The sequence below is a fragment of the Shewanella sp. ANA-3 genome, assembly GCF_000203935.1.
In the GTDB taxonomy this organism is placed as follows: Bacteria; Pseudomonadota; Gammaproteobacteria; order Enterobacterales; family Shewanellaceae; genus Shewanella.
The window spans coordinates 3,241,362-3,259,105 of the sequence record NC_008577.1; the positions used below are offsets into that span (position 1 = coordinate 3,241,362).

Below are 17,744 nucleotides of genomic sequence, written 5' to 3' on the forward strand. Positions count from 1 at the left end.
TTGCCCTGTGCTAAATAAGCACTAGAGTGATGCCTTAAGGCGCTTCATCCCCTCTTCTATCGACACTAAGGCGTGATAGCCAAAGTCCCGTTTTGCCGCGCTGATATCGAAATAATGGCTACAGGAAAGCTGTTTAGCGACAAAGCGCGTCATTATCGGCTCTTCTTGTTTATTCAGCAGTCGATACGCCGTTTCTAACACAGCGCCCGCCACATAGGCTAGGGTCTGTGGCACTCGCGCGGTCACAGGCGGGAGGCCATCACAGGCTAGGATGAGGTTCAGCATCTTGGCCATAGTCACAGGCTCATCGTTACTGACAAAATAGGCTTTGCCTTGGCACTTAGGCGAGACTTGGCAAAGCTCCACGGCCGCCAAAATATGGGCATAGGCGGCGTTATCGATATAAATGGTATCGACCAGTTTATCCTCGCGCCCCACCAGCTTGAGCTTACCTAAACGACCGCGGGCGAGCACCCGAGGCACCAGATGCGGATCATTAGGCCCCCAAATCAAATGCGGCCGCAAGGCAACTGTCTTTAACGCATACGCCGACGCGGTTATCGATGCTTGATTGGCATCGAGCATCATCTTCTCGGCAATCGCCTTGGAGTGAGCATAATAATTTAAAAAGCGGCTGGCGTAGGGCGTCGACTCATCGATACCCGATTCATCCTCACCCGCAAAGGTCACGCTAGGAGTGCTGGTATAAACTAGTTTACTGATTTTAAACGCTTTACAAGCGGCAATCACATTAGCGGCGCCCTTCACATTGGGGCAAAAATAACTGTCTCTGTCGCCCCAGACACCCGCTTTTGAGGCCACATGAAACACGATATCGCAACCCTGCATCGCCTGTTTGACTTGCTCAGGATAGGCTAAATCCCCCTGCACCATAGTCACACCAAGGGCTTCAAGCTCAGGGTAATGGCCACGGGCAAACCCAGTAACCTTAATCCCAGCCGCGACCAAACGTAGGCAAATGGCCTTACCCAAAAATCCACCCGCGCCAGTCACAAAGGCATGGCTGACCTTAGCCGCCAAGGCATAAAGCGCGGCTTGTTCACGCGGATCAAAGCCTGCTTGAGCGAGGTTATCAGGGCGGCCAGTTGGCGTAGTATCGGCTTGAAGAACAACAGGATTGTCAGTCATATCGCATTCCGTGACAGTGAGTGTCATCTTAGTATTCAATTCAGTGATTAAGTGCAACAAGGCACCTCTCGCGGCAAAACATACCACGAACAAACAGTCGAAAGTTCGACCCTATTTAAGTTAAAAATTAGCTAAATTGAAATCAGCCTTTGGTTTGCGATTGCGCCCAAACGGCTAATTTTTCTCTAAATATTTTGGCATTGTGGCGCACATCCACGGGGAAATCGGGATGAATGAGAAAACGCCGAATCCCCTGAGTTTGGCTATACTGCTCGGCAATCGCCATCAACTCTTGATAGAGCTGCGCGCTCTTATTGCACACCAAGGATTGGTCAAGCTCGATGCAGATGAGTGGTTCAATCTCACACACGCCACCTTGCCCCTTCACTTTGATCCCCACTAACGCCGAGCGCTTCACATTCGGATGGGTATTAAAAATACGCTCACTCGGAATGGAATAGTAACGTTTAATACACTGCCCGCCTTGGGTGGCATCCACTCTATGGGCTTTGCGGCCACACATCCACAATCGGCCGCTGTCGTCCAGGTAGCCAAGGTCACCCATTCTATGCCTAAAGGTTTGCCGCTCGCGGTCCCAAATTTTGGCCGCCGTCGTTGCCTTTTCGCGGCGATAATAGGACTGGCTCACCATAGGGCCTGTTACCACTATCTCGCCAATTTCCCCCGCGTTAAGACGCAAGCCATTATCCCACTCAGGGATATCAGCTTCAGTGATGCCGATAATCTCGATACTGACACCATCGATGGCGCGGCCGACACAAATTCCACCGCCATTGTCCGTGGTTTGAGTCGTGGTCAATAGTTCGTCGCTGGCGATCATGCTGATGGGTAAGGATTCAGTGGCGCCGTAGGAGTTGAGTACAGGCACGCCGACACCGAGCATTTTGCTAAAACGGGCAATCGAGGCAATGGTCGCGGGCGCCCCTGCGGAAATCACGCGTTTCACACTGCTGAGTTTGTGCTGCTTTTTCGATTCGGTTTGCTCACCGGCGCGACCTAAACGTTCAAGCAAGGCTGGATTAACAAAGATATTGCTGCATTGGTACTTCTCAATGGCGGCAAATAAAAATTCAGGATTGGCCGTAATAGGTTTGCTGGCATCCATCTCAGGTACAATCGATGCCATACCGAGCGCAGGACCAAAGAGGGAGAATAGCGGGAATGTCGCCAAATCACGCTCACCATGTGCAATGCCATAATCTTGCTTTAGCGCCTGAATTTGCGCCTCAAACATGCCGTGACTATAGACAACGCCTTTCGGCGTCCCCGTGCTGCCGCTGGTAAACAGAATCGCCGCCATCTCGTCATGCCTAAGCAGTGCCATTGGGTACTCGCCCTGTTCCGGCAAGTTTGCCGCAGATGCCTTCGTTGTAAACGACTTAGCAGTTGATAAGAGTATCGTCGCTAAACTTGGCGCGCCCGTGAGTACGCGCGATAAAGTGCCTGCCAGTCCGCTTGGATTGCCATCCACATTGATAAGGTGCTTCACGCTGCCCTTGCCCCAGCCTAATAAGCGTCTGGCGATATGGGCTTTAGGGATCCCGATAAAGGCATCGGGCGCAGCTTCAATAAAACATTGCTTAAGGTTTTTAATCCCCATGCCCGGGTCAACCAGTACGGGAATAATTCCCGCCTTGAACAAGGCGAAAGTTAACGCAAAAAAATCCAGACTCGGGGTGACCATCAGCACCGCCTTCATCCCCCGCGTCAGCCCATGGGCATTGAGCGCGAAGGCGATGGCATCGCTTTGTTTATCGAGGCTAATAAAGTCGAGTTCTTGGTAAGTCAGATTGGCAAGGGATTTACCCTTGCCCTGTTGCACCGCAACCGCAAGATGATGGGGAATGTGATGGGCGGCCTGCTTTAAATGCCGACAAATATTGGCATCGCTTGCTTGCTCGACGCTAGATGTCCCATGGCCGAGCTGCGCATCCTCCACCCTAGCCATTAATGTGCGGCCTGTGGCGCTTGAGTCTCTGCCTCAGGCTCTGCGACCTGTTCCGTTTCAACGGGCTGTACTTCTGGCTCAGGCGTTTGCGCCTCAGCCATAAAGTGTTTGATATGGGTAATCACCTCATCGCTCGCATCTTCGAGGATATAGTGACCACAATCGGCAAATTCATGCACTTGTGCATGGGGCATATGTTCGCGCCATTTGGCTAAAAAGTGTTTATCGAACACAAAGTCCTGTAAACCCCAGCAAATCAGTGTCGGCACCTTGGCAAACTTTGGCAGACTGGCGGCGATATCCGACACCAGTTGATAGTTTCTGTCACCCGGTTTTAGCGGAATATCCTGCACAAAACGCAGGGTCGAAATCCGATTTGCCCATGAGTTAAACGGCGCGACGTAGGCCTCACGGATGTACTTGGACATCGGCTGACGCTTTACCCCAACGTAGGAGGCAATCGATGAAAAGGCATTAAAACCACGCACTAATACTGTGCCGAGTAGCGTATTGCGGCAGATCCACAGCGCCAGCGGTAAAGGCTTAGTCTCGGGTAAATGGAAGGCGCCAGTATTTAAAATCACCAGACGTTTAATGCGCTCAGGGTAACGCGCCGCATAGCCCATGCCTATCATGCCGCCCCAGTCGTGGACGACTAAGGTAATGTTTTCTTTTACCTTTAGACTGTCGAGCAGCGCCTCTAAATCATCAATGCGATTCTTAAGGGTGTAATCGTAACCGCTGTCATCCGGCTTATCCGACAAGCCACAACCAATATGATCGGGCACGATACACTGGTGAGTATCCTTAAGGGCACTCACGAGATTACGGTAATAAAAACTCCAACTTGGATTACCGTGCACCATGACGACAGGCTCACCTTGGCCTTCATTGATGTAATGCAGCTTGTTGCCATTACGGCTAAGAAAATGACGTTTAAACGGCAACAGAGTGTCTAACATGACGCTTCCTATCTTTTGTTCTAATTGTTTTTGTATTGGCAGCCTGTGCAGGTAAATTCGCCTTTACCTCTGCTCATCGCTAATGCCCATCGCTAAACCAATAAGCATAAAAATGCCCTAGCAAACCTTGCTCTCAAGCGTCGGCTAAGGCAGATAACAATCTTGGAAAACTACCACTTAATACCCAGCATCATGCAGTTCAAACCACTGCCGATACCTAAAAAGCTCACCTGATCCCCAGGGCGTAAAAAGCCTTGATCATGTGCCATGGCCGCAGTGACGGGTAAAGAGACTGTGCCCATATTGCCAAGCAGTTGATATGTTGGGAATTCTTTTTCAGGCGGAATGTTTAACGCACTCAAGACCTGTTTGCGGTTTGAAGCGCCGACCTGATGGCAGATCACTTTGTCGACCTGCTCGACCAACCAATTTCGCTGAGCGAGGAAATGCTCCCACGTATGCTTCGCCAGCTCGACCCCTTCTTTGAGTAAGGTCACCGCATCGGTACGCATAAACTCACGGTAAATATTGTGCCCTACTTCCTGTAAGCCCCACTGACACAGTTGGTGATGCTGCGGCGCAGATAAATGGGAGGCGCCAAGCAGCTGATGCTTACGCACATTCGTCAGCGGTAAACTGCCATCGGTCAGGATCACCGCCACCGCGCCAGAGCCGCCGGTTAAGGTCGCCAGCGACTGAGCAAAATTCTGCATGGTCGGGTCGGCCAGCATATTATCAATGGTCACATCGACAATATCCCGCGCCGATTCGCAGGACACCACCATGCCCGCCTTAATTTGGCCAAGCTCGATACGGTTGGCAATGTCTAAAATGCCCGATAACACCCCAAGACAGGCATTGCTGATATCGTAAATCGCCGTGTCCTTCGACACACCTAAGGCCGCCGCAATCCGACAGGCAGTGGCGGGTTCGTGCTGATCACGGCAAACGCCGGTGTACACCACTGCGCCCAGTTCGGCGACTTCTATTCCCGTTTCTGCTATCGCCTTGTGCGCCGCTTTAATCGCTCCATCGGATAATTGATGCCCTTTAGGCCACCAACGGCGTTCGGTAATGCCCGTTAACGCCGCAAGTTGCCCCATAGGAATGCGAAATTTTTGATATAGAGGCGCGAGGCGAGATTCTAGCTCACTACTGGAAACCACCACAGGTGCCAGTTCATAGGCAAGGCTATTAATAAATACGCGGGAATATTTCATGAAACTGTTTTATTCGCTCACTAAGATCACTGATCTTTTAGGTCAGTTTTTAGTTGTTATTTGTCATTAAGGCGACATTTGAACAAGAAAAGCCCGATGATTCAATAAAAAACCATCTTTCGTCTTAGACTTGTCTCACAGAGCTTATAAGCCCTTGTGCAGATCATGCCGCCTATCCGTTAATTCAAAATGAACTAATAAAGAAATACTTCATAAAAAACAGGCAAGTATGGCCTCATCATTCAAATTATTTTTCAATCGCTCGATTTTTGCGCCAAAATCAGCGCATTTCGAGGCGTCACGCTGGTTGCACAAAATTCCCTCAGGGTTACCCGATAGCCACTTTCCTGCAAAAAACAGCAGCGATCGAGAATTAACCACAGCTCCAGCGCTCGGCGGAATAAATGCGCGGCCAAATCGATGCGCCGGGTTAACCTTTGTCGCTGTTTGCCTATCTCAAGCCAAGCGTCAAAATCACAATCTGCGGCTAAGGTAACCGCCTTTTGCGTCGCCGCCCAGTGGCAAAATTCGGCAAACTCGCCGCTCAGCTGGCTTTGCTTTATTGCGGGCAAGGGTAGATAAGCATCTATACCACGGCAACTTCGTTGCAGCGCATCAAACCCCAGCCGCCAGGCAATTTCCTGATGTCGCAGCGCCTGTTGTTTGGGATTGGCAATCACGCTCTGTTGTAAAGGCAATTGCAAATCATGGCGACTTAAACGCAGGACGCTGTGTTTAGCGAGTGTCGATAGGCCTTGATATTGATTAGCTTGAATTAAATGGTAGCAGCAAGGTGAAATCGCCAGTGCCTGTGTGCCCGCCGCTGCGGCCAATTGCAGTAAACGCACATGCAAATCGCCACAGGCATGCAGCGCCACCGCCTGTTGCTGAGCGCAAAAAGGATTGGTTTGATGAGCGGAATTGTCGCAAGCATTATCTTCTATAGCGAAAGCATCGGCGCAAATAAAGCGCTGTGATAAATGCCATTTATCGGCAAAAGCTTGGCCCTCTTCACAGAGCATAGCCTGCCACTCTAGGCTTAACACATCCACACCACGTGCTTTGGCAATCAAACGGCCCAAGTGCCCTTTACCCGCACACCACTCGAGCACGGGCAATCCCGCATCGGGCAAATGCTGCACAAAGGCAGTGATCTGCTCCCACTTACGGCCTTTTATATGAGCGCTAAAGTGAGCCAGCTCGGTAAGTTCAATACGAGGTGAAGTAGCTGTTTCAATATCGTCAGAGCTGATGTCAGAGCCTATATCTGAATCAATATCTGAGCCCTGCGAAAGTTCGGCATAGGAGGATAGGAGTAAAGACAGATCCCAGTCTAAGCCTAACGCGGCAAGATCCTGCGTGAGTGCGGGAGATAAGGCATCGACTAACGCCGATTGCTCGGCATCCAAAGTATCGAGCATCGCATCATCAAGCGACCAAAGGGTGGTTGCCAGCCTTGGGAATTGTGCCTCCCAAGGCAATGCTTTTGCCTCGAAGGCACGCACTTGCCACAGGGCGCGGCTCTGCTCAAGCAGCTTATCCAATTGGATAAAGTGCGCCTTGAGCGTGTTTTGACTGTCACTATTACAGTTGCCGAGCGTATGATTATCGCGCTTAATTGCCATACTAAATTTGCTTTACTTTGAAGTGTTCCACTTGACTCTCTTATTGGCCTTAGCCGTCAAGTCTTCACAACAACACTGTTTTTAAAACCAGTTTGAAAACTATTTTGAAAACTGTGCCGTCAGTTAGAAAACTATGCCGTCATTAAGCCTTTACGAATATTAAGGTGCATTTTACTTAATATCACTGCCCAAATGGCGGCTAAAGCTGCTAGTATCGCCACAATTTTTGTCAGCCTGCTTTACTCACTTGTAAGCATGGGATACGCCTTAACGCTGTGACTTCACCCATTGAACCCGATAACGAAAACGAAAACGAGTTAAGAGGAAAACTATGCTCTCCCCCTGCGTCGCCCGCTGCGGCTTAAATGATGAAGATTATTGCATGGGCTGTTTTCGCCATATCGATGAGATTGTCGCTTGGCGCGATGCCAGCGATGCAGAACACGCCGCGATTATCGCGCAACTTCCCGCCCGCAAAGCCCATTTCGAAGGCGACGAAAATCAACAGGTGCTAAGCCGCGCTAAATGGCTGGAAGCCGAGGCTCGACTTGCGAAAAAAGCCTGAAAGTTCAGGCTTTTTACTTTTATCACTACTTTTTCATCATCGCCTTTAAATCGGCAAAGGGATTATAGGTCGCGGCCGCTTGCTTGGTTTCGGTGGTGCTGCCGTAGCGGATCAGTTCTTCGAAGCGTGAATGCTCATTATCGTGGCAGTAGAGGCACAATAATTCCCAATTCGAGCCGTCGGATGGGTTGTTATCGTGGTTGTGATCTCTATGGTGAACCGTCAACTCGCTTAAGTTTTTTGAGGTAAATTCGCGGGTACAGCGGCCACAGATCCAAGGATACAATTTGAGCGCCTGCTCGCGGTAACCGCCCTCACGCTTTGCACGGTATTCCCGCTCTTGGGCTAAGACTTGATCTAACTTACTCTGGCCTGGATTTGCTGACATGCTCACACCTAACTGATGACCCCTAAAAAAGTGCCCCAAGGATAATCCGAGTTATTCCTTGGGGCAATATTTCTGACACGCAAAGCGTTTAGGCGACATGTCCTTGGTCGGCATTGGACAAGTGCAAATAATGCAGGTATTTCTCGTATTGAGTGACCACATCCGCCAATAACTGCTCTTCGGTATAGCCCATCACGTCATAGTGCTGGCCGCCCTGCTCTAAGTACACTTCGGCGCGATAATACCAATTGTTGCCTTGCTCTAACTCTTCGCCGACGGGATTAACGATTTCAAAGCAGCGCATCCGCACACCGTATACGAAGGGTTGATAGGCTTCGTTACTGATCACCAATCGCACTTTGCCGTCGAGATACTCAAGATCCGCCGTCAGGCCCTTGCTCATAAATTGCTGACACACCTTAGATAACGCCGGTGTCGCGACATTATTGAGGAAGATACGCGCCTCATCTTCGGTGGGATGCGACACTAAGACTTCGATACGCTCCTCCCAACTGATATTGGTCTTAGCATATTGCACACTGGTGGTATGGAGCTGCACGCTGTTGATTTTCAGCCAATCATCCTTCAGCGCCTTATACAGCCCTAAACACATCAGCAGCATCACACATAAAAATGGCATCGCACTGGCAATAGCGGCGGTTTGGAGCGCCTGTAACCCCCCCGCAAGCAGCAATACCGAGGCCACCACGCCCTGCAGCAATGCCCAAAACACCCGTTGCCAGACAGGCGCATTGTTATCGCCCCCCGAGGTCAGGTTGTCGATTACTAAGGATCCCGAGTCTGATGAGGTCACAAAAAAGGTCACCACTAAACAAATCCCAATGCCCGATAACAGATGCGGGAACGGCATATGTTCAAAAAACACAAACAGAGCCACGGGCACATTGGTATTCACCGCTTCGCTCAGGTAGGTCGCGCCTTGATTCATAATGGCGTCGATGGCCGAGTTACCAAATACCGTCATCCATAAAAAGGTCAGCGCCGAAGGCACAAATAAAATGCCGACTAAGAACTCACGTATGGTACGGCCGCGACTCACCCGCGCAATAAAGGTGCCGACAAAAGGTGACCAAGAGATCCACCAGCCCCAGTAGAGTAGCGTCCAACCGCCAAGCCAATCTTCCTTATGCTGATAGGCGTACAGATTAAAGGTTTTATTAACGATATCACTGAGATAACTGCCGGTATTTTGCACAAAGGCCTGCAGCAACATCACCGTTGGGCCAAGGATTAGCACAATCAGCAACAGGATAAGGGCCAAGCCTAAGTTAAGCTCACTTAAGCGCTTCACTCCTTTATCGAGCCCCGAAAATACCGACAGAGTGGCGAGTAAGGTAATGCCAATAATCAGCGACACTTGCACAGTGGTGTTATTCGGCAGTTGCTCGAATAAATAGCTTAGGCCCGAGTTAACCTGCAATACTCCAAACCCTAGGGAAGTCGCGACCCCAAACATTGTCCCCAATACCGCAAAGGTATCGACGCAGTGGCCAATCGGACCATGAATACGCTCACCGATTAAGGGATAGAGTGCGCTGCGGGGTAACAGTGGCAGCTTATGCCGATAGGCAAAATAGGCCAAACTCAGGGCAACCACCCCGTAAATCGCCCATGCATGTATGCCCCAATGGAAGAACGTAATCTTCATCGCTTCTTTGGCGGCGGCCAAACTCTCAGGCGTTGCATCGGGCGGCGCTAAGTAATGCATCACAGGTTCGGCAACGCCGAAGAACATCAATCCAATCCCCATCCCCGCCGAAAACAGCATGGCAATCCAGCTCTTATAGCTATAATCGGGCACAGCATGGTCGGGGCCAAGCTTAATATCGCCAAAGCGACTGACCATGACAAAGATGATAAAAATCAGAAAAATCGCCACGCCAAGGATATATAACCAGCCTGCTTTCGCTTCTAGCCAAGACTGCATGGATTTGAAAAAGTGATTGGCCTCGGTAGGCCAAATGGCGCAGATCATCACCATTAAGGTGATAAAAAAGACCGACGAATAAAAAACCGGTGGATTAATACTCGACTTGATAGACATAAAACTCCCTTGTTCTAGCCAGTTCCCTATTAAAATCCCTTCGATTTTGAAGAGATAGCTCAATAATAGATAACTCTAGCCTCAGCAGTATGTGATCAGGATGAAATATGCACAAATAATCCATGACAAGGGCTCGCGGTCGGCAATTCCTTGTGATGTCATACTCATGTTGAAAACGCTTCCCCACTTTCCCGTTTGCTCGACGCTTTTGCTGAATAGCAAAGGCGGTAAACAGTTGGCTCGATAAACAGCTAAACCGCTGCAGTGCAATGCGCTTTAAGAACCTATCGGACTCTCAAAGACAGCGAGCATCGACACCATGCGAGCGAATCGCAGGGTTCAACCTCAATGGCGACATAATGCATATAAGCGGTTCGATATTCATGATATCGAGGATGAGGAATGCAAAGCGCGATTAACTGCTAACGGTTAACCAGTAGCAAATAACGACTCGGCCTTGCTTAAGCTCTACTGGATTGTCTTCAAACAGGGACCACATGCTGTCGAAAACTGACTCAATAGAGACACAGATAATGCTAAACAGCAGTCGCTGGATCAGCATAAAAAATGGCGACCTATTAAGCCGCCATCGGATTGTATCACAAAAACGTCTCTATTTGACGCAAAAAACTGACGCAAAAATCAAAACTCACTTATTCAGCTTTAGTTTTTACTGTTGCCGCGCCCGGCGTTTGTGAGATCCCCGCCGTTAAATTAAAGCGCATCGCTTCTTCAAAAGACCAATCCACTAAAATCAAATCTTCACGTTTGACGAGACTCGTCACCCCCGCCATTTGGTAACTGAGTTGGAATAACACAGGCACCCAATCCCCTTCGGGTAAGGCATCGAGCAACGGCTGCGGCGGCGTATCCGTCATAATAAAGCCCACCACAAACCCGCCATTAGCCTGTTTAACCAACACGGTTTGCTGAGTATTGGGTTTGCCCTCACGGTTCATTAAGGAAGCGATATCACGAATACTGCCATAAACAGATTTAAACAGCGGGAAACGCATCAGCTGACGCTCAATCCAGCCATAGAGCCACACAATAGGACTCACCGAAAACAACAGGCCCACGGCAAACACTATGGCCACGACTAAGATAAAGCCCGCGCCGACAAAATGTTGGTTAATCCCTACCAACTCTAAAATAAAAATCCCTAAACCATCTAACGATACAAACAATGACCAAAACAACCACAGGCTTAAAGCCATCGGCAGCAGGTTCATTAAGCCACGGGCTAAGGTTTTCTTCATTACAATCTCATCAAATCCAATGGGATAAAAAAAGGCATAAATTATTTACGCTAAAAAGCGCGTTAAATGCTACCACAGAGTCACTTTTGCACCAGCACTTGATGTAAGGTAAGGCGCAGAGAACACCAAACCGCTACGGCATCGAGGGAAAGAATATGCGCGTGACCCGTCTAGACCATTTAGTGTTAACCGTGAAAGATATCGAGGCCAGCGTCGACTTTTATCAACGCGTGTTAGGGATGAAAAAGTCCGTCTTTGGTCAGGGCCGTATCGCCTTAAATTTTGGCGATCAAAAAATCAATCTGCACCAAGCGGGCGCCGAATTTGAACCTAAGGCAAACCTTGCCACGCCAGGCAGTGCCGATCTTTGCTTTGTAGTTAGCCACAATATCGAAGAAGTGATTAACCACTTAAACAGCCTTGAAGTTGCAATTATTGAAGGCCCAGTACTGCGCACCGGCGCCACAGGCCGCATCAACTCCGTCTATATCCGCGACCCCGATTTGAATCTATTGGAATTATCCGAATATCTGCCCGCCTGCGCGCTATAAACCCAACGCGCTCAAATGTCGGTGTTCCTTGGCTGGCGGAATAACGCGAGCCCTAGTTAAAGTGCAATTTCACAAACTCGATAAACAACCGCACCCGCATGGGGAGATGGTCGCGGTCCCGATATAACATGGACAAGGTGCGGGCTTTGCTACTCCATTCAGGGAGAACATGATTCACCTCCCCCTGCGCTATCATAGGTAGTGCAAAATAATCCGGCACGTATCCGATACCTATCCCTGTTTTGATGGCGTGGGTCAGTAGCATGAGTTCATCCACCTCCAGCCTGACGCCCTTGTTCGGGTGATAATCAAACTCTTCGCCAGTCGTTTTATGCACCAATTGCCAAGGAATCATAGGGTGGCAAATAATGGTTGGGTGACCGCATAACTTGTCTGGCGTAGTGATGCTCGAAATGTCGTAGTCAGGGTGAGAGCACAAAATAAAGTGAATATGCTTTAACGGTCTGGCAATCCAATTTTCCACCACAGGATTGCCCACTCTAAACGCCACATCCATGCCTTCCGCTTCAATATCAATAAGCGAGTTTGAAAAGCTCAAATCCAACTGAATATCGGGATATTGCAGCAGAAAATCATAAAAAATCGACCGCAGAAAATGAGTGCCAGAGTTGATGGGCGCGGAAATGCGGATTTTCCCCTGTGGCTGGTACTTATCCCGATGCAAATCTTCGTCAATATTATTGAGTTCATCAAACAGGGCTACCGAGCGCTCAAAATACTGCTCACCGATGCTGGTTAAGATGACGCGGTGGGCGTCTCGATTAAGCAATCTTAATTGCAAATCGGTCTCTAGCTGGCGGATACGGCGGCTCAAGGTTGAGAGCGGCATACCTAAGGATTGGGCGGCCTCCTTAAAGCTGCCAGAACGTGCCACAGCACAAAAACAGCGCAGATCGTCCAACGAATAGTTAGGTTTCATTATTGGTATTTACCGTCTTACTTTTGCTTGTTTATCCAATTATTGAAATCAATACACTAAGGCTCAGTATTTAACAAGTCATCTGGAGTGGCGATGAAATCTGATCCAACGATAAAAGCAGTTATCCTGCTGATTATCTGTACCTTCTTTTGGGGGAGTTGCTTTCCCATTGGCAAACAAGTGTTAAGCGAAGTGCATGCCTTGACCTTAGTGTTCTGGCGCTTTGTGATTGCCGCGGTCTGTCTCGCGATTTACCTCAAGCTCGTCCGTATGCCGAAATTGCACTTAAGCATCAATCAATGGCTGTGGATTATCCTCGTCAGCGCGGTAGGTATAGGCGGGCTAAACCTGGGTCTATTCACGGGATTGGCGTCAACTAATGCGACAAACGGCTCATTAATCATGGCCCTTAGCCCGCTCATCACGTCACTGATTGCCTGTGTTACCCTGCGTACGCTGCCATCATTTGCCCAGTGTTTTAGTCTGCTGGTGAGTCTCACCGGTGTGCTGATGGTGATCACCAATGGGCACCTTGAAACCCTCTTCTCGATGCAGATAAACCACGGAGATAAATTAATATTTGGCGGGATGCTGGCCTGGAGTTTTTACACCTATTTCAGTCAAGGTATCAGCCGCTGGATGCCAGTAATCCCCTATACCTTTATCGGCATGTTGAGTGGCGCTGCCGTGATTGGCGCTTTATGTTTGGCATCGCCAGAGGTGCATCCCTTCGCTGAGTTATTCAATAGTACGGCGCTAGGCATGGCCGAAGTCGTCTATATCGGCGTATTTGGTACGGTTGCAGGCTATTTATTGTGGCTAAATGGCGTGCGTCAGTTAGGCTCAGCCAACGCAGCACTGTTTTTTAACTTTGTCCCCATCTTCTCCGTATTAACCTCGTTTATGCTCGGCCAAGCCGTTACCGAGTTGCAACTGTTAGGGATTATCGTTGTTATCGCAGGCTTACTGCTACCGCGAATTATTCGGTTTAAACGCGAGCCCAAAGTGTGCCCTGAATCCTAGCCAATCCTCAAATTACGTAATAAAGGCGGGAACTTCTCGCCTTTATTATTCGCTATAGCGCCTAGGATAAGTCATTTCAGTTATTGGGGCTGATTTGCTCCACCGCAAAAAAGCTTATGACCCAAAGTAAGATAAGTTTGTCGTCAGATGTGCTGGATGAATTGTCATTGTTTCCCCTGTGACACGCCATAAACTCAACCCTGAGGGCTCGACGGCGGCATCTGCAACACATGGAAGTGTAAATGCCGCGTTCACATGGATGTGAAAGAGCGGCCATGCCGCCAACGGTCACAGTTGCAACAATGACAATCTTAACGACCATTGAACTGTTCATCTGGCTAAAAGCTTTTGCCCCAAAGTGTGTTTCGGCTCGTTATCTCAATCGAAAATACCTACTCTTGTTGCCATACAAATTCTTATCTAGTTACCTATGTTTGGCCCTACCGCGAAGTGGCTAATAATGTATGGCTATACAGTCATATTTAAATTTAGATACGTTGGTGTGATTTTAAGACAATATCAGTGCGCATTAATTCCATCTGTAGCAAATAAAGTTCTATAAAATCAAATAACTATAGTGGCTGAGTTTTAGTTAATAGGTTTGGAAAACGCGCATGCGCGTTTTTCCAGATGGTGTATTTGGCAGAAAGCTGATAAGTTCTTTGCATACAGATAGTTAACCGTGCGCGTTTTCACTGGTCCAATGAGGTAAACGCGCATGCGCACGAATAAAATGTTATAAGCCAAGGAGAAATTGTGGTTACATTTAGGGAAATGGATATTTCCGATTACAACGAAGTGATTGCTTTATGGGCTACTACTGAAAACTTATCCCTCAGAGATGCCGATTCTCGGCCAAACATCGAAGCTTATTTGAAAAGAAATCAAGGTTTAAGCTTTGTCGCAGTTTCAGATTCTCTTGTGATTGGCGCTGTTTTGGTTGGTACAGACGGTAGGCGAGGTTACGTACAACATCTGGCGGTTTCATCTGACTTCCGAGGCCAAGGGATTGGTAAGTCTTTAATTCAAAAAGCGACAGATGCACTATCAAGAATAGGCATTTCTAAGACGCATTTGTTTGTGTTGATTGAGAATGTGACGGCACAGGATTTCTATACCAAGTTAGATTGGTATCCGAGAGATGAAATCCGTATGTTTTCGCACAACAGTTCGGGCAACCCAGAAGTCTAGGGTTCGGGCTTATAACAAACGCCTCAAGAGGGACTGTCAACGCGTGGCGTTTCCAGTCCCATTGAGCTGCGGTGGTTGCAGTTGTTGTGTTTGAGTTTGGTGGTAATGCGTTGCCAGCCCCTTAGGCGGGCGTTATGTTTCAAGAGGTATTATGGAACTACAAGAGTTTGTAGATGTTTTGAGTAATGTGCAGTTCAAACAAACGCTAGATTGGTATGTATATTTAATCCTAGCAATTGTAACAGGACTTAGTGGGTTCTTTGCTTCATATATCAAAGAAAAAGGTAAGAATTTTGCTACAAAAGAAGATTTTAATACTCTTCAAGAGCAGTTAGGTAAAAATACAGTTCTAGTTGAAAGTATCAAAGCAGAACTCGGTGAGAAGACGTGGGTAAGTCAACAAATATGGGTCAAAAAACAAGAAGCATATGAAGCAATATTTGAGTTGTTATTTCATGTAAAGCGATACGTTGATCATCAAGTGATTGCCTTTGAAGAATGGGAGTTTATAAACAAATATCACCCATATTTCCAAATCTATGACAAAGAGCATGAAGCACATTTCAAGGAAATGTGGGAAAAGGACAAAAAAGATTACGAGGAATGGGCTAAGGATCCTGAGGGGCAAGATGTCGCTCGTGATCTTAAGGGTAAGTATGACAATGCGATGCTTGAACTGCTAAAAGTTGTTGAACTTAAAGCTATTTACATAAGCCCTGACGTTAGCACAGAAATAGAAAATCTACGCCGAGAATTACAACAAACTCATGACGAAGAAGATTGGGATGACCATTTCTCACGCTTAACTAGAGAAATGGAAAGTACGATAGTTCGATTACGTGATTTAAGTCGTGTGGAATTAAAGATTGAAACATAACAAATTGTTCAAGAGTGATTCGGCACGCGTGGCATTTTTACTATGCGTTAGTTTTAGTGGTTAAGGTGGTATGCGGATGTTTTGGTATCGCGTGCCTCACACCTTAACAAGGCGTTAGCACTACAAGGAGGTACTGAGCATGCCTGAAAGATTAGAGCTCACAAAAAATGCACAATTCTATGTACCAAAAAACACAATTGATGATGCCATCATAAATGATATTCTCGGTGCAGCAGTCGACAATATGGATACGGACGCTCAGTTTGTTGTTGACCTTTTCAGAGCTGATAAGAGAGTTGATGAATCAGAGTTAGAATATAAATGCTCAGTTAGAGTATTCCCCTCTGTTAGACCTGTATATTTTATTAACGAAGAGCTCGAAGATAGGGTGTACGCATTTATTATATTGATCGAATATCAGAATTATTTGGCAATTTTTAAGAAAAGTTGTGCAAATATATCCGAGTTATTAAAAGAGCATTTCACCCTTGTTGATAGTAGAGATTTGACAAGTACATTTGGCGATAACGATGTTGAGTTTCAAAAAATCGCTTTAAGAAATATGACTATTTCAGATAGAGCAATGAGAGCAAGGTCTTATGAAGCTGCAGACTTAAAGGGACTTCTTTCGACACACTCTGCAGGAAGGTCAATTCCATTTTATTTAAAATTACGTCAAGGCGCTGTCACAAAAACAATTTCTGGAACTGGGCGATTAGTTGAGTCTTCTCAAAGAAAGTCCCTCGATGAGATAGCTGTTTGGGTGAGGGAGCAAGTTGAGCTTATTGAAAACCCTTCGAATGATAATAACTTCCTAGATTCTTTTGCTAAGAAAGTAGAATTAAGTGATGTTCTAAACGCATGTGAACCTAATGCAATTCTTGTAGAAAGTACTCCGTTACAGGAAAGAATCGAAAGGGACGGACTGACTTTAAGATATAAGACAGCCGGAGGTGTAAATGTAGTTATTTCTTCTCGGATTAAGAACAAGCTTTTTGCAGGCCTTGAAAAAGTATATGAACTTGACCCAGAGTGTAAGGTTGTTGGAAGAGAAAACTGCACGCGCCTTAGAAAGAATGAAAAAAGCTTAACATTGACATCGAAGGTATTGACAAAGTTTCGAGTAATCGAAAACGGAAAGGAAGTAACCTTACAAAAATTTATCGTGAAAAATGGTTACTATAGCGTCACATTCACTGACCCTAAATACATGTACTTTATGGGGGCATGCTTTGAAGACTCGTCAGGTATTTCTGAGATAAATAGTATCTTAGAGATAATGCACCCTAAACTTGAAATGCCCACAGTAACTTCCGAAAAAGGTGGTTTTACTAATACAACTACGGCGTTTGAGGTTAACTCAATGTTTGGTGTGGTTGAGAGCTTACATCAAAACGACGACTATATATTCTGTGATGATTTGGGTATTGAATGGGCTGATCACATTACATTAAACCGTGCCGAATCTAATATAAGCTTCATCCATTCTAAGCATGGCAGTACCATGCACTTCAGCAAGCAACCTTCATGATGTAGTTGGTCAAGGAATTAAAAATCTGGGAAATATGTATTTTACTAAAGAGCAGATGCTCGAAAGAATCAATGGTAAGTTCTCGGATACATACTCAAATAGTGGTTGTAATACTAGTATTGCTAGAATTAGAAAAGGCGATCCAGCGCAAGCAGAAGACTATCTTCATGGATTGTTAAAAGATTACAAACTTCACAGGAAATGTATTCTAAGTTGTTCTTTTATATCAAAGTCTTCTGTGGCAACTGAATTTTCTAAGATACAACGTGGTGAATCAGTGCCGGGACACATTATTCAATTGCTCTGGATTATTTCATCATTTGCTCATGCTGTTAGAGATATGAATGCGATACCAATAATTTACTGTGCAGATTGATAGTGCTAACAAGCCACTGCACGCGGAAATTTTACTCGCTTCGCTCCTAAAAT

General features: G+C 47.1%; 17 protein-coding genes. 7 read left to right on the forward strand and 10 right to left on the reverse strand.

The window, feature by feature from the left end; translation table 11 throughout:
- Positions 1-21 precede the first annotated feature (21 nt).
- The 5 genes from oleD to SHEWANA3_RS14300 all read right to left on the reverse strand — a co-directional run bounded on the left by oleD (position 22) and on the right by SHEWANA3_RS14300 (position 6,925).
- Complete coding sequence (gene oleD, locus SHEWANA3_RS14280; RefSeq protein WP_041412679.1) at positions 22-1,149, reverse strand: 2-alkyl-3-oxoalkanoate reductase; 1,128 nt, start codon at positions 1,147-1,149, stop codon at positions 22-24.
- A gap of 142 nt (positions 1,150-1,291) precedes the next feature.
- The gene (gene oleC / locus SHEWANA3_RS14285) at positions 1,292-3,118 is read right to left on the reverse strand and encodes an olefin beta-lactone synthetase (RefSeq protein WP_011717596.1); all 1,827 of its coding nucleotides are present in this window, start codon (positions 3,116-3,118) and stop codon (positions 1,292-1,294) included.
- Positions 3,118-4,080 (reverse strand): alpha/beta fold hydrolase, encoded by a 963-nt coding sequence (locus SHEWANA3_RS14290; RefSeq protein WP_011717597.1) that lies wholly within the window; start codon positions 4,078-4,080, stop codon positions 3,118-3,120. Before SHEWANA3_RS14290 ends, oleC begins: the two co-directional genes overlap by 1 nt.
- Positions 4,081-4,250: 170 nt before the next feature.
- Complete coding sequence (locus tag SHEWANA3_RS14295; protein WP_011717598.1) at positions 4,251-5,300, reverse strand: 3-oxoacyl-ACP synthase III; 1,050 nt, start codon at positions 5,298-5,300, stop codon at positions 4,251-4,253.
- Between the two features lie 254 nt (positions 5,301-5,554).
- Positions 5,555-6,925, reverse strand: coding sequence for a methyltransferase (locus SHEWANA3_RS14300; RefSeq protein ID WP_011717599.1), 1,371 nt, complete (start codon positions 6,923-6,925; stop codon positions 5,555-5,557).
- A gap of 331 nt (positions 6,926-7,256) precedes the next feature.
- Between SHEWANA3_RS14300 and SHEWANA3_RS14305 the strand changes: the two genes are divergently transcribed.
- Complete coding sequence (locus tag SHEWANA3_RS14305) at positions 7,257-7,490, forward strand: DUF1289 domain-containing protein (RefSeq protein WP_011717600.1); 234 nt, start codon at positions 7,257-7,259, stop codon at positions 7,488-7,490.
- Between the two features lie 25 nt (positions 7,491-7,515).
- Here the strand turns inward: SHEWANA3_RS14305 and SHEWANA3_RS14310 are convergent, their stop codons facing one another.
- From SHEWANA3_RS14310 to SHEWANA3_RS14320, 4 genes are all read right to left on the reverse strand, one after another.
- Positions 7,516-7,878, reverse strand: coding sequence for a YajD family HNH nuclease (locus SHEWANA3_RS14310; protein WP_011717601.1), 363 nt, complete (start codon positions 7,876-7,878; stop codon positions 7,516-7,518).
- Between the two features lie 88 nt (positions 7,879-7,966).
- Entirely contained in the window at positions 7,967-9,943 is a 1,977-nt protein-coding gene (locus tag SHEWANA3_RS14315) for a BCCT family transporter (RefSeq protein WP_011717602.1), read from the reverse strand.
- A 415-nt stretch (positions 9,944-10,358) separates the two neighbouring features.
- Positions 10,359-10,505: a hypothetical protein gene (locus SHEWANA3_RS23625; RefSeq protein WP_166485357.1), complete on the reverse strand. Its 147-nt coding sequence runs from the start codon at positions 10,503-10,505 to the stop codon at positions 10,359-10,361.
- Between the two features lie 91 nt (positions 10,506-10,596).
- Positions 10,597-11,202, reverse strand: a complete 606-nt coding sequence (locus tag SHEWANA3_RS14320) for a DUF502 domain-containing protein (RefSeq protein WP_011717603.1) — start codon at positions 11,200-11,202, stop codon at positions 10,597-10,599.
- A 155-nt stretch (positions 11,203-11,357) separates the two neighbouring features.
- Here SHEWANA3_RS14320 and SHEWANA3_RS14325 point away from each other — a divergent pair, with 155 nt between their 5' ends.
- Complete coding sequence (locus SHEWANA3_RS14325) at positions 11,358-11,753, forward strand: VOC family protein (RefSeq protein ID WP_011717604.1); 396 nt, start codon at positions 11,358-11,360, stop codon at positions 11,751-11,753.
- A gap of 52 nt (positions 11,754-11,805) precedes the next feature.
- Here SHEWANA3_RS14325 and SHEWANA3_RS14330 read toward each other — a convergent pair whose 3' ends face one another.
- A complete protein-coding gene (locus SHEWANA3_RS14330) occupies positions 11,806-12,693 on the reverse strand; it encodes a LysR family transcriptional regulator (protein ID WP_011717605.1) in 888 nt (295 codons plus the stop codon).
- Positions 12,694-12,786: 93 nt separating this feature from the next.
- Here SHEWANA3_RS14330 and SHEWANA3_RS14335 point away from each other — a divergent pair, with 93 nt between their 5' ends.
- The 5 genes from SHEWANA3_RS14335 to SHEWANA3_RS23805 all read left to right on the forward strand — a co-directional run bounded on the left by SHEWANA3_RS14335 (position 12,787) and on the right by SHEWANA3_RS23805 (position 17,691).
- Positions 12,787-13,716, forward strand: coding sequence for a DMT family transporter (locus SHEWANA3_RS14335; RefSeq protein ID WP_011717606.1), 930 nt, complete (start codon positions 12,787-12,789; stop codon positions 13,714-13,716).
- Between the two features lie 756 nt (positions 13,717-14,472).
- Complete coding sequence (locus SHEWANA3_RS14340; RefSeq protein ID WP_011717607.1) at positions 14,473-14,907, forward strand: GNAT family N-acetyltransferase; 435 nt, start codon at positions 14,473-14,475, stop codon at positions 14,905-14,907.
- A gap of 151 nt (positions 14,908-15,058) precedes the next feature.
- Positions 15,059-15,784 carry a hypothetical protein gene (locus SHEWANA3_RS14345; protein WP_011717608.1) on the forward strand — a complete coding sequence of 242 codons (726 nt, stop codon included), beginning with the start codon at positions 15,059-15,061 and terminating at the stop codon, positions 15,782-15,784.
- Positions 15,785-15,923: 139 nt separating this feature from the next.
- Complete coding sequence (locus SHEWANA3_RS14350; protein WP_011717609.1) at positions 15,924-17,315, forward strand: hypothetical protein; 1,392 nt, start codon at positions 15,924-15,926, stop codon at positions 17,313-17,315.
- On the forward strand, positions 17,278-17,691 hold the full coding sequence (locus SHEWANA3_RS23805) for a hypothetical protein (protein ID WP_244096565.1): 414 nt from the start codon (positions 17,278-17,280) through the stop codon (positions 17,689-17,691). Before SHEWANA3_RS14350 ends, SHEWANA3_RS23805 begins: the two co-directional genes overlap by 38 nt.
- Positions 17,692-17,744 lie beyond the last annotated feature (53 nt).